The organism is Streptomyces sp. NPDC001709 (assembly GCF_053596375.1).
Genome location: NZ_JBSFGB010000044.1, coordinates 23339 through 35514 on the forward strand (window position 1 = coordinate 23339; position 12176 = coordinate 35514).

Here is a 12176-nt window from a genome sequence, read left to right on the forward strand (position 1 = left end):
TGTGGCGAATTCCACGCGCAGCGGTCGCCGCCGACGGCCTGGGGCGTGGAGACGGACGAGGAGATACCGTCCGGTCGGGCGGCTCAGAGGTATGCCGCGTTCGAGGCGGCCGGCGCTACCCGTCGAAGGAATGCGCGGAGGCGGTCTTGGACAACGTGGTGCAAGCTTCGAAGAGCAGGTGCCACCTCGCCGGTGGGCTGCGGTGCGAGGTTCGCGGCACCTCGGCCTGCCCTGGGCGGGATGACCTGTGAAGGGTGATCATGAGTGCCGTGAACACCGCCGGCTACGTGGCCATGGGCACCATCGGGGAGGGCGCCCGTGCCATCCCCTTCCCCACGACCCAGGAACCCATCCCCTTCCCCACGGCCCAGGAACACTGACCGTCGACCCACTGGGGACGCTCCATGACCGGCCTGATCGTTGTCCTGCTGCTCGTGGTCCTGGCCACAGCGGTGGCGACCGGTGCCCGGCGCTGGAGCCTGCCCGCTCCGTCACTCCTCGTGATTGCCGGTCTGGTCGTGGGGCTGATGCCCTGGATTCCCGAGGTGCGTCTGCCGCCTCAAGTGATCAACGTGCTGGTGCTGCCTCCACTGCTCTACGCCTCGGCCGGGGAAATCTCCGTCCGCGACCTGCGCGCCGTGTGGAGGCCTGTGAGCGGACTGGTCTTCGGACTGGTGCTCGCCTCGGCCCTTGCCGTCGGGTACGTCGCCGCCGCGATCACTCCGCTCACCGCCGCGACCGCGCTCATCCTCGGCTCCGTCCTGGCCAGCACCGACCCCGTGGCCGTCACCGCGCTCGGCCGACGGCTGTCCCTCCCACCGCGCGTGCAGGCCCTGGTGCAGGCGGAAAGCCTGTTCAACGACGCCACGTCGCTGGTCCTGTACAAGGTCGCCGTGGTGACCGCGGTCACCGGCAGCGCCATCAGCGTGTCCGGGACCATCGAACAGTTCCTGATCCTCGCAGGCGGAGGAGCCCTCGTCGGTGCGGCGGTCGCCGCGGTGGTGACCCTGATCCGCAGACGGACCGAGGACCCCATGCTGGAGACCGTCATCGCATTGGTCACCCCATACGCTTCGTACGTCATCGCGGAGCAGTCGCACACCTCCGGCGTGACCGCCGTCATCGTGTCCGGGGTCGTCCTCGTCAGCACCGGCCACAAGCTCAGCAACGCCTCCGTCCGCCTCCAGGTGCACGCCGTCTACGACACCGTGACCTTCCTGCTGGAGAGCGTCGTCTTCGCCCTGATCGGCCTCGAGCTCCCCTCGGCCGTCCGCCATCTCGCGCGCGACGAGCACGGCTGGCCGCTGTGGGTGCCGGTGATCGCCTTCACTCTGCTGGCGATCCGGCTGCTGTGGATCTTCCCGCTGTCCGCCCTGATCCATCACCGGCACAGGATGGGCGACAACCGCCTGTCCTGGCGCGTTCCGGCCGTCCTGTCCTGGGCGGGCACCCGGGGCGTCATGCCGCTGGCGGCCGCGCTCTCCATCCCCCTGGTCACCCACACGGGGGCACCGCTGCCGCACCGGGCACTCATTCTCACGCTCACCACCGGGACGGTCGCGCTCACTCTCGTCTTCCAGGGTTTCACCCTGGCCCCCGTCGTCCGCCGCTCCGGCATCGCCCTGGAACCGGAGCACACCGCTCGCGAGGAGGCGCGGACCCGCCGGCACATTGCCCACGCCGCGCTCGAAGAGCTGATGCAGCTCGGCGATCTGGATGAGCTCTCCGATCTGGGTGCCGCCGCGGAGACCGCCTTGAAACAGGCCCGTCGTCAGCTGGAAGCGCGCATCCACCAGGTGGAAGACGCCCACTACAGTGACCCGGACGCGCGTCCTGCCGACGCCTACCGCGAGATCCGCCGGACACTCATCGCCATCGAGGCGGCCGAGCTGCATCACCTCTACGAAGCGAACAAGATCAGCAACGCCACCCGGCGCCGGATCCAGCACGAACTCGACCTCGAAGAAGCCAGTCTCCGCCCCCGCGACTGACCAGCGCCGGAGTCACCGAGACGCCGCGACCGATACCGCCGTGAGCCTGTCCACGGCCGTCGCGACCGCCTCGGGGCTGGAGATCATCGTCAGGTGCCGGGCGCCCGGGATGAGCGTCGCAGGCGGTGCGCCGATGCGCCGGGCGGTCTCCTGCGGCGTCTGCCGGGTGAACACGTCGTCCTGGGCGCCGAACACCACCGATTTGGGCAGGCGCACCCCGGCGAGCCGGGCCACCTGGTCGGCGGGCAGACCCGGCACACCCGCGGCCAGCATGCTCCAGAGCGCGTCCTCCGCGCCCGGCACCCGGAGCGGGCGTCGCCACTGATCCAGACCGGCGGCGTCCAGGCGCGGACAGCCAGGCCCGCACTGGGCGTCGTACACGCTGCGGATCACCGCGTCGATGCCGAGTCCGAGCCTCAGCAGGCTGGTGCGGTAAGGGTCGATCAGCACGTACTTGAAGGCCGGCGGCGGCCCGGCACCCGTGTCCAGGGCGTCGCCGTCGAGGAGCATCACACCCCCCAGCCGGCCCGGGGCCAAGAGCGCCGCCTCGGTGACCACGGCGGCTCCGCTGGAGTGTCCCACCAGCAGCGGACGCTCGCCCGGACCGCCGAGGTGCATGGCATCCAGGAAGCCCAGGAGCTGCCGGGTGAAATGGCCGACGGTGTACGGGCCGTGGCGCTCGCTGTATCCGTCGCCGGTCAGGTCGAGTGCGTACACCCGGTGGTCGCGGGCGAGCAGCGGGGCAAGGCGCGACCAGGTGTCCACGGATTCGAAGGCGCCGTGCACCAGGACGACGGGTGGGCCCGCCGTACCCCAGGTCTGGTAGCGCGTGCGGATGTCGGCGGCCTGCACGTACCTGAGCCCCCGCGGCGGCGCGGCGCGCCCGGCTGTGACGCCGTTGTAGACGAACGACGCCGTTGTGACGACCACCAGAAGGACGGCACAGCTCAGCGCGGCGCGCCGCAGCCACCGCCGCAGCCGGGAGCGGTGTGGCCGGTGCGCGCGCTCGACAGGGAGCGACGGCGGAGCGGCTGCCGGAGGCGCACCCCCGTCCCCGTCTCCCTTTTCGTCTCCGGCTCGGCGAAGATCAGCTGTCACAGCCGACAGCATCGCCCATGGCACACCGGCGGTCATCCTGCGGGGGGAGCCATCGTGACTACTCCGCCGGGTGTAGAGGAAGTAGGCGGGTCCTTCCTGAGGACCGCGCCTCAGACCAGCAGCGGAAGGCTGACGAGGGCCGCGCCGCTCGCCCCGAGGGCTGCCAGGAGAGCGGTCGGCCAGTTGCGGGACTGGGCGTACGTCAGCAGGCCCGCCAGGAGTCCCGCCACCACCGCGGCCAAGAGGATGAGCGCCCAGCGCAGTGACAACCGCTCCGGCGGTGGCGTGGGCGAGGTCTGTTCGGGCATACGGCTCTCCTGCGGCTGCGTCGGAGCGGAACGAGGCAGCCCTGCGTCAGCTGCCGCGTGTCGATACCGGCCCGGCAACGGCACTTGCCCAACTCGCCCTGGCCGATCCTCGGTATCACCGGAACTCTTCGAATGAGCGACCACGGTACGCAGATGAGCTAGATCAGAAAAGGCTTCTGATGTCTCATCGGTCGCCATGGGGTGCGCGCGGGGGCGGCCGTGGTCGCCAGCGTGCTCCGGTGTGCGCCCCTAAGGCCTTTCGTGCTCCTCTTGTCGGCGCTCGGATGGCTGACCAACTCGCCGCTCTGATTTACCGTCTTGGCCATGACTGGTCCCGAAGCCGACCCGCTCGAAGGCCCCGAGGACGCGTCACGGGGCTCCACCGCCAAGGTGGTGGAGCAACTGGGCTGCCAGATCGTGGAAGGCGACAAGCCCCGCGATCACCACCTCACCGTGGACGCCGTCACGCATGAGTTCGACATCACCCGGCCCATGGCCCGCGAGGTCCTGCAGACGCTGCACCAGAAGGGCCTGGTCAATCTGCAACCACGGATCGGGGCCACCGTTCAGCCGTTGGAACGGTGGGACCTGCTGGACCCCGACGTGATCGCCTGGCGTCTTGAGGTGGCCCCCGACAGCCAGATGCGCTCACTCACCGAGTTGCGGGAGGTGATCGAGCCGCGTGCGGCCAGGCTGGCCGCGCTGAGCAGGTCCGCGGAGATCTGCCACGATCTGACCGCCCACGCCCGTACCCTGCTCGCCCTGAGCCAGGACCCGGACTTCGCGCAACCGCAGGAAGGCGCGGCCGTCCGGCAGCGCTTCCGGGACGTGGACGCGGCCTTCCACCGCACTCTCCTCGCCGGCTCGCGCAACGAGCTGTTCCTGCGCATGGCCCATCCGGTCGTCATGGCGCTGAACCACCGGATCGACAGGGACTGGGCAGGCGCTCACCGGGAGGCAGTGGTCACGCCGGCGCGGGCCGTCGTCGGCGACGGCAACGTCCAGCGGTATCCCACCCGGCCCGAGCCGATCGCCATGTGGCTGCACATGGGGCTGGCCTACGCCGTCGACCAGGGGCTGGCCACGGCCGCCGAGGCCTTCGCGGAAGCCCTGCTCGCCGAGATCCGAAGCGGGCGGCTGCACGATCCCGGCGTACGCGACCGACTGCGGGCCGGCCTGGAGCAGTTCAACGCCAACGGCCTGCCCTCCGCTCATCGGGCCGGCTTCCAGGACGCCATGGCCGCCCTGTTCCACGCCCGTCGTGCCCCCGTCGTCGTCATGGGGGTCAGCGGATGCGGCAAGACCACCGTGGGCCAGTACCTGGCGGACTCGCTCAGGGTGCCGTTCGAAGAGGGCGATCGCTTCCATCCCAGGTGCAACGTGGAGTCGATGGAGAACCGCACCGCGCTCGACGACCGCACCCGCAGTCCGTGGCTGGCCGCCATCGCGGGCCGGATGCGTGCGGCGGGCGCGGAGGAAGGGCTGGTGATCACCTGCTCGGCCCTCAGACGCATCTACCGCGAGTTGCTGCGGGTGGCCCGGCCCGACGCGTTCTTCGTGCACCTGACGCTCGAACAGGACGAGGCCGCGTCCCGCGTGGCGAACCGGACCTCGCACTTCATGCCTGCCGCGCTGGTGTCGTCGCAGTTCGAGGACCTGGAACCACTCGAGGACGACGAAGCCGGGATGACCGTCGACGCCACCCTGCCGGTCGAACGCGTCGTCGCCGAGGTGCAGACCGAACTGGCCCGGCGCACCTGGGGCCGCTGACACACGGACTCGGCACGGTGAGCCGCGCCGCACGCCGCCGTGCTCACCGTGCCCACCCGACCCGACCGCACCGACGGAAAGAGGAAAGAGGGGGGATCCACCATGCAGATCGTGTCCGCCGAGGTGATCGTCACCAGCCCGGGACGGAACTTCGTGACCCTGCGCATCACCACCGAGGACGGCGTCGTCGGCCTCGGCGACGCCACGCTCAACGGCCGCGAGCTGGCCGTCCAGGCCTACCTGGACAGTCATGTCGTGCCCCTGCTCCTCGGGAGCGACGCCTCCCGTATCGAGGACACCTGGCAGTACCTCTACCGGGGTGCGTACTGGCGGCGCGGCCCCGTGACCATGGCGGCCGTCGCGGCCGTGGACACGGCGCTGTGGGACATCAAGGCCAAGTGCGCCGGCATGCCCCTCTACCAGCTCCTCGGCGGAGCGTCCCGCAACGGCGCCCTCGCCTACGGACACGCCTCCGGCCGTGACGTGCCCGAACTGCTCGACTCCATACGCGCACACCGTGAGCAGGGCTTCCGCGCCATCCGCATACAAACCGGGATCCCCGGCTTCGACTCGGTGTACGGCGTGGCCGCCTCCAGCGCCGGCGGCGGAGAGCGCTACGACTACGAGCCCGCGCGCCGCACCATCGGCGACCGGCCCCGGCCCACCGTCGAGACCTGGGACACGCGCGCGTACCTACGGCACCTACCCACCGTCTTCGAGGCCGTCCGGGCGGAGTTCGGCCCGGAGCTGCCGCTGCTGCACGACGGACACCACCGGATGACGCCGATCCAGGCCGCCCGGCTGGGCAAGGCCCTTGAGCCGTACGACCTGTTCTGGCTGGAGGACGCCACACCCGCCGAGGACCAGGCGGCGCTGCGCCTGATCCGGCAGCACACGACGACACCGCTGGCGATCGGCGAGGTCTTCAACTCCGTCTACGACTACACCACGCTGCTGAGCGAGCGGCTGATCGACTACGTGCGCTCCGCGGTGACCCACACCGGCGGTGTCACCGCGATGAAGAAGCTGCTCGACCTCGCGGCCGTCTACGGTGTCAGGTCCGGGATGCACGGCCCCACCGACATCTCCCCGGTGGGCATGGCCGCCGCGCTCCATCTCGACCTCGCCGTTCACAACTTCGGCATCCAGGAGTACATGCGGCACTCCGAGCGGACCTTGGAGGTGTTCCGAACCTCCTACCGGTTCGAGGAGGGACTGCTGCACCCGAGCGACACTCCGGGGCTCGGCGTGGACCTCGACCTCGAAGCGGCACGCCACTTCCCGTATCAGCAGGCCTACTTGCCGGTCAACAGGCTGCGCGACGGGACCGTGCACGACTGGTGAACGCAGAGACCCTGGTCGCGCGCGAGCGGGATCGGACCCTTGAAGCACCGGGGAAGGGCGCTGTCACCCGGCCGGTGGCTGGATGTAGTCCTCCAAGCGCGCCACGGCGAACCCCTGCTCCTGGATCCGCTGGAGCAGGCTGGCGAACATCTGCGTCATCGTGGCGCCCTTGAGCTCCGAGGGTCCGCGGAAGTGGGCGAGGATGATGTCGCCTGGACGCAGCTTCCTGCCGGGAACCTGGTACTGCATGTTGCGGATCTGCATGGACTCCCGCCACCAGACGATCGCCCGGGGGCCGCACGCGGCGACCGCTGTCTTGGTGTCGGCGTTATAGGCGCCGTAGGGCGGGCGGAACAGCAGCGGCGCGGTGCCGTATTCCTTGGTGAGGATCTTCTGGTCGCCGCACACTTCTTCCTTCTGGCGGGCCAGCGGGAGAGTGCTCATCACGGGGTGGTGCAGGGTGTGGTTCTGGATGTGGTTGCCCAGCGCCTGCAGCTTCCGGAAGTAGCCGTAGTCCGACTTGATGGCGTCGTTCATCAGGAACATCGTGATCGGGATCTTCAGGTCCCGCATCATCTCGATGAACCTGGGGTCCTTCTCCTGCCCGTCGTCGACGGTGATGAAGACGACCTTCTGGGAGGTCGGTATGTGGGTGAAGACCGGGACCCGTCCCGTGGTGGAGAGCTTCACCGGCTTGTCGGCCGGAGGTCTCGGGGCAGTGGGCAGCGGCTTCAGGCCCCACTTGTGCCATGCCCTGGCATCGGCGGCGCGCGGCGCGGTGGCGCCGCCTGTGGCAGGCGGCTGCGAGGGGAGAGCGGCGGCTTGACGGGCCCCACTGCCGCCGCCCGCGCTGCAGCCGCCGATGGCCAGGGCCGCCACTACGGTCCCCGTCACCGCCGCGTAGGACGTGCCCCGTCTCTTGTGCCGCCTCATCGCGCCGTCCCCCATAGCTGAAGCACCTGGTCCTTGATCCGCTGAAAAGATAACCTGACTATGTGTAAGAAATAGTCATTGACCAGGTGTGATTCCGGTACGCGGCGTCGGATTGCGCCCAGTGGACGGTGGAGATGTTCAGCGGGGGGTACGGCCCCGTGCTCCTGTTGGCGGATCCAGGAGGGGTAGGTGCGCGTTGGCGTCGGCGGGTCCGCGGCAGACCAGTGTGCAGGCCGGGCCGCTTACCGGTCCTGCCTCAGCGGTCGTAGGACCGCCTCGCCGGCGCGCACGAGTGCGGACAGCGGTTGTCCGGCCCAGCCGGTGAGGTCACGCGCGAAGGCGAGGTCCAGTTCGATGGTCACCTTGACGTAGCGGGTATCCAGCCGAGTGACTTTGGTGGGGGCGGAAGCGGGGGCCGTCGTGTCCGGCCGAGGCCGCAGTGCCGCCCGGTAGGCGTCCTTGCGCTGGTTCATACGCTGTCCTGACGGTTGATGAGCTCCTCGGCGAGGTCCATGTACGCCGTGCCCTTCACCTCGATGGGACTGCCGAAGGACTGGGAGTACAGGTCGAGCCGCGGGATGTGTGTGGACAACACGTCGAAACCCCGCTCGGTGAGGGCTTCGCGGGCGTCGGCATCGGGACCGGTACGCGTGGCGTCGGGACGGTTCGTGCGGTTGAGCAGGACGGCGGCGCGGGCCGGGTGGGAGCGCAGGGACTGCAGGTCATCCATCTCGCGGTCGATGGGTGCCATGCGGTCCAGCTCGATCGGGGCCGGGGTCACGGGCACGATCCACTCGCTCGCGTACCGCATGACGCCCCGGGCGATCTGGGCGTGGTCCTCCAGCTGCGGGGCGTCGAACACCACTGCCCGTCGGTTGTCGAGGAAGTCGTTCACCCGCCGGTGTACGTCGCCCACCGGGAGGGCGAGCACGGGGAACGGGAAACCGCCGGCCAGTTCGCTCCACCGCAGCGCAGAAGACGCGGGGTCGCTGTCCACAAGCAACGGTGACAGGCCCGATGCGTGCAGCGCGTGGGCCAACCAGACGGCGCTGGTCGTCTTCCCCACTCCGGGTTTGAGGTTCACGAATGCATAGCTCAGCGGCACAGGAGCCGACGCTAACGGCCGGGCGCCGACGCCCGCTGTTGACGCGGAGCCACCGTGCGCGGTTCACCCTGCGGCACCGGTGATTCATTCCCGCGGGCTAAAGGACGGTGCCGGGGCCGCGCACCACGCGCCTCTTCTGTTTTCCCCGCGTTTTCCACCACACCCTGGACACGCGCTTACTCATGAGTAAGGGTGGCGCGGCGGATGTGTCCGGCGGTCGGCCGTGACACCCAAGTGCCGCCACGGACAGGGGGATTCATGAGCGGGATCAGCCGGCGACGCTTTGTGACCGGGATGTCTTCGGCCGCCGCGACGGCCGCGTCGTGGCCGGTGCTGACACCGGGCCGGGCGCTGGCGCAGGACCAGGCCCTGGCGGCCACGGCGGCGCGCGCCGTGCGTATCGACGGCACCACCCTCGAACAGGCGGCGGCGCCCGTCGGCGACGGGGCGTACAAGCGGCTGGTGGCGGGCCCTGGCTGGCCCCTGGTGGTGCGCGCCGAACTGGCCGGCGCCGCCTCCGGACGGGACGACCGCCGCACCGGGCTCGCCTCCTTCGTGCAGTTCACCGATCTGCATCTGACGGACACCGAGTCGCCGGTGCGCTTCGAGTACCTGGCACGGTTCAACGACAGCGCGCACCGGCCTCAGGAGACGCTGACCGTGCGGGGCGCCTCATCGCTCGTCGAGCGGGTCAACGCGGTGCGCCAAGGCCCCTACACCGGACTGCCGTTCAGCCTGGTGATGGCCACCGGCGACAACACCGACAACCACGAGCGGATCGAACTCGACTGGTATCTGACCGTCATGAGCGGCGGCCGCATCACCCCGAACAGCGGCGCCCTCGCGCGCTACGAGGGCGTGCAGAACTCCGGCAACGCGCAGTACTGGAACCCCGAATCATCCCTCCAGGACGCCTACAAGGCCAAGGGGCTGCCGCAGATCCCCGGGTTCCTGCCCGGTGCGATCCGCCCCTTCGACGCGCCCGGCCTGAGCGTCCCCTGGTACACCACGGTCGGCAACCACGACGACAGCATCGAGGGCAGCCTGCCCGACCTCGGCCTGCTGGGCGACCTGTACACGGGCTCGCGCAAGGTCGAGGGCTGCGACGACGGGACCGCCGCCAAACTGGCGGACGCCCTGCTGCACGACCCTGGCGAGGCCGTGATCCTGCTGAGCCGGCTGCTGACCAGCGGCGGCTCCATCCGCACGGTCACCCCCGACGAGCGCCGCCACCCGTTCACGCCCACCGAGTTCGCCAAGGCCCACCTGAACCCCGCGTACACCGGCGCCGGACCCGTCGGCCACGGCTTCACCCAGGACTCGGTCGGCAGCGGACACCTTTACTACACCTTCGACCTCGCCGACGGCGTCCTCGGTATCAGCCTCGACACCACCAACCGGGCCGGATTCGCCGACGGTTCACTCGGCACCGCGCAACTGAACTGGCTGGAGTCGGTCCTCAAGGCGCACAGCGGCCACTGGTACGACAGCGACGGCACCCTGGTGCGGGGCGGATCCGGCAGCCGCCTCGTCGTCGTCTTCAGCCACCACACCAGCGGCACGATGGGCAACCTGCTGCCCGACCCGTACCACCCCTTCGAGGGCCGGCACAGCGGCGACGAACTGGTCGCGCTGCTCCAGCGCTACCCGAACGTCGTGGCCTGGGTGAACGGCCACACGCACACCAACCAGATCATCCCGCACGGCCACGCCGTCCCCGAGCGCGCCTTCTGGGAGATCAACACCGCCTCCCACGTCGACTACCCGCACCACGCCCGGATCATCGAGATCGCCGACAACCAGGACGGCACGTTGTCGCTGTTCACCACCCTCATCGAGTCCGCGGCACCGTACGCGACCGACTTCACCGACACCTCCGACCGCGGCCTGGCCGCCCTCTACCGCGAGCTCGCCTACAACGACCCCTACGCCACCCCCGCCACCCGGATCGGGACCGCCGCAGACCACAACACCGAACTCCTGCTGACCAAGCCCGCGCCATAGCCGCCGTCCGGCCCGGGCCGGTCAAGCCATGGTCGGGCCCGCTTGCGGTCATGGCTTGTTCGGCAATGGCACATGAATGGCCCAGGAAACGCAAAGGAACGTTCCTGCTTCAACCGCCGTCTTGTTGACGTGGCCCCGACATCCGTACGTTCTGCGCGGCCACGGCGCACACCCCCGCGCCGAGGCCGTACCGCGCACCCCCACAGCCCTTCGCGGTTCACCCACCATGTGGAGGACGTACCTTGCGCAGAACCGTTTCCCTCACTGCCGTGGCCACGCTCGCCACGGCCGCCCTCGCCCTGGCCGCACCCGTCGGCCAGGCGGCCCAGGCCACCGCCTCCCCGTCCCACGGCGTCACCGTCGCCCACGCCTGCGCCGCCCCGGCCAAGAAGGGCGAGATGGCCTGCAACGCACTGCAGGTCACGGCGGGCACTCCGATGTCGGCGCACGCCGAGAGCGCGCTGACCGCGGCCGCCGCGCCCTCCGGCTACGGCCCCGCCTCGCTCCAGTCGGCGTACAACCTGCCCTCGGCGAGCGGCGGTTCGGGCCAGACCGTGGCGATCGTCGACGCCTACGAAGACCCGAACGCCGAGGCCGACCTCGCCGTCTACCGCTCCCAGTACGGCCTGTCCGCCTGCACCTCCGCCAACGGCTGCTTCTCGAAGGTGGACCAGAGCGGCGGCACCCACTACCCGCGCGGCGACTCCGGCTGGGCCGAGGAGATCTCCCTCGACCTCGACATGGTCAGCGCGGTCTGCCCGAACTGCAAGATCCTGCTGGTGGAGGCGAGTTCTGCCAGCATGACCAACCTCGGCACGGCCGTGAACACCGCCGTCCGCCTGGGCGCGAAGTTCGTCTCCAACAGCTACGGCGGCTCCGAGTCCTCCAGCGACGCAACCTACGACTCCAGCTACTTCAGCCACCCGGGCGTCGCCATCACGGTCTCCTCCGGCGACAACGGCTACGGCGTCGAGTACCCGGCGGCCTCCAAGTACGTGACGGCGGTGGGCGGTACGTCCCTGAAGACCGCCTCCACCTCCCGCGGCTGGGCCGACACGGTCTGGAGCGGGGCAGGCTCCGGCTGCTCCACGTACGACGCCAAGCCCAGCTGGCAGAAGGACACCGGCTGCGGCAACCGCACCGTGGCGGACGTCTCGGCGGTCGCCGACCCGAACACCGGCGTCGCGGTCTACGACAGCTACCGCTCGGCCACCGGCTGGATGGTCTTCGGCGGCACCAGCGCCTCCTCCCCGCTGATCGCGGCGACCTACGCGCTGGGCGGCGCCCCGTCCTCCGGCTCCTACCCGGCGTCCTTCCCGTACGCCCGCACCTCGGCGCTGTACGACGTCACCAGCGGCTCCAACGGCAGCTGCGGCGGCACCTACCTCTGCACCGGCACCACCGGGTACGACGGCCCGTCCGGCCTCGGCGTCCCGAACGGCACCGCCGCCTTCTCCGGCTGAACCTCCCCGTGAGGTAAGCCGGCCGGCCATGTACACCGTGCGGGGGACCGGCGCCGCCTTGTCGCGGCACTCCCGGTCCTCCGCCAAGGGCAACTTCGGGTTCATGTGAGGCGCAAGGTAAACAACCCGCCATTTTTCCTGTAAGCCCTTTGTGTGACTG

At 70.1% G+C, this 12176-nt stretch carries 10 protein-coding genes; 5 read left to right on the forward strand and 5 right to left on the reverse strand.

From position 1 onward, the window contains the following. Positions 1-404: 404 nt before the first annotated feature. Complete coding sequence (locus ACWC0C_RS40180) at positions 405-1991, forward strand: Na+/H+ antiporter (RefSeq protein WP_450869487.1); 1587 nt, start codon at positions 405-407, stop codon at positions 1989-1991. Between the two features lie 12 nt (positions 1992-2003). Here ACWC0C_RS40180 and ACWC0C_RS40185 read toward each other — a convergent pair whose 3' ends face one another. Both ACWC0C_RS40185 and ACWC0C_RS40190 read right to left on the reverse strand, forming a co-directional pair. Continuing rightward, on the reverse strand, positions 2004-2921 hold the full coding sequence (locus ACWC0C_RS40185; RefSeq protein ID WP_450869489.1) for an alpha/beta fold hydrolase: 918 nt from the start codon (positions 2919-2921) through the stop codon (positions 2004-2006). A 278-nt stretch (positions 2922-3199) separates the two neighbouring features. Beyond that, positions 3200-3397: a hypothetical protein gene (locus tag ACWC0C_RS40190; protein ID WP_450869490.1), complete on the reverse strand. Its 198-nt coding sequence runs from the start codon at positions 3395-3397 to the stop codon at positions 3200-3202. Positions 3398-3721: 324 nt separating this feature from the next. On the opposite strand from ACWC0C_RS40190, the gene ACWC0C_RS40195 reads away from it, so the two are divergent. Both ACWC0C_RS40195 and manD read left to right on the forward strand, forming a co-directional pair. Continuing rightward, positions 3722-5167, forward strand: coding sequence for a gluconokinase, GntK/IdnK-type (locus ACWC0C_RS40195; protein ID WP_450869492.1), 1446 nt, complete (start codon positions 3722-3724; stop codon positions 5165-5167). A 102-nt stretch (positions 5168-5269) separates the two neighbouring features. After that, positions 5270-6511 (forward strand): D-mannonate dehydratase ManD, encoded by a 1242-nt coding sequence (gene manD, locus ACWC0C_RS40200; protein WP_449200600.1) that lies wholly within the window; start codon positions 5270-5272, stop codon positions 6509-6511. Between the two features lie 63 nt (positions 6512-6574). On the opposite strand, the gene ACWC0C_RS40205 is transcribed toward manD, so the two are convergent. The 3 genes from ACWC0C_RS40205 to ACWC0C_RS40215 all read right to left on the reverse strand — a co-directional run bounded on the left by ACWC0C_RS40205 (position 6575) and on the right by ACWC0C_RS40215 (position 8549). Then, positions 6575-7444 (reverse strand): polysaccharide deacetylase family protein, encoded by an 870-nt coding sequence (locus ACWC0C_RS40205; protein WP_450869493.1) that lies wholly within the window; start codon positions 7442-7444, stop codon positions 6575-6577. A 242-nt stretch (positions 7445-7686) separates the two neighbouring features. Beyond that, on the reverse strand, positions 7687-7917 hold the full coding sequence (locus ACWC0C_RS40210) for a hypothetical protein (RefSeq protein ID WP_449200602.1): 231 nt from the start codon (positions 7915-7917) through the stop codon (positions 7687-7689). Next, the gene (locus ACWC0C_RS40215; protein WP_450869495.1) at positions 7914-8549 is read right to left on the reverse strand and encodes a nucleotide-binding protein; all 636 of its coding nucleotides are present in this window, start codon (positions 8547-8549) and stop codon (positions 7914-7916) included. Before ACWC0C_RS40215 ends, ACWC0C_RS40210 begins: the two co-directional genes overlap by 4 nt. Before the next feature lie 258 nt (positions 8550-8807). Between ACWC0C_RS40215 and ACWC0C_RS40220 the strand changes: the two genes are divergently transcribed. Both ACWC0C_RS40220 and ACWC0C_RS40225 read left to right on the forward strand, forming a co-directional pair. Next, positions 8808-10553 carry a TIGR03767 family metallophosphoesterase gene (locus ACWC0C_RS40220; protein ID WP_450869497.1) on the forward strand — a complete coding sequence of 582 codons (1746 nt, stop codon included), beginning with the start codon at positions 8808-8810 and terminating at the stop codon, positions 10551-10553. Between the two features lie 242 nt (positions 10554-10795). Then, complete coding sequence (locus tag ACWC0C_RS40225; protein ID WP_450869498.1) at positions 10796-12016, forward strand: S53 family peptidase; 1221 nt, start codon at positions 10796-10798, stop codon at positions 12014-12016. The last annotated feature ends 160 nt before the right edge of the window (positions 12017-12176 follow it).

Coding starts and splice junctions, on each gene's coding strand:
- ACWC0C_RS40180 (WP_450869487.1), top strand. CDS start 405: ATGACCGGCCTGATCGTTGTCCTGCTGCTCGTGGTCCTGGCCACAGCG.
- ACWC0C_RS40190 (WP_450869490.1), bottom strand. CDS start 3,397: ATGCCCGAACAGACCTCGCCCACGCCACCGCCGGAGCGGTTGTCACTG.
- ACWC0C_RS40195 (WP_450869492.1), top strand. CDS start 3,722: ATGACTGGTCCCGAAGCCGACCCGCTCGAAGGCCCCGAGGACGCGTCA.
- manD (WP_449200600.1), top strand. CDS start 5,270: ATGCAGATCGTGTCCGCCGAGGTGATCGTCACCAGCCCGGGACGGAAC.
- ACWC0C_RS40205 (WP_450869493.1), bottom strand. CDS start 7,444: ATGAGGCGGCACAAGAGACGGGGCACGTCCTACGCGGCGGTGACGGGG.
- ACWC0C_RS40210 (WP_449200602.1), bottom strand. CDS start 7,917: ATGAACCAGCGCAAGGACGCCTACCGGGCGGCACTGCGGCCTCGGCCG.
- ACWC0C_RS40220 (WP_450869497.1), top strand. CDS start 8,808: ATGAGCGGGATCAGCCGGCGACGCTTTGTGACCGGGATGTCTTCGGCC.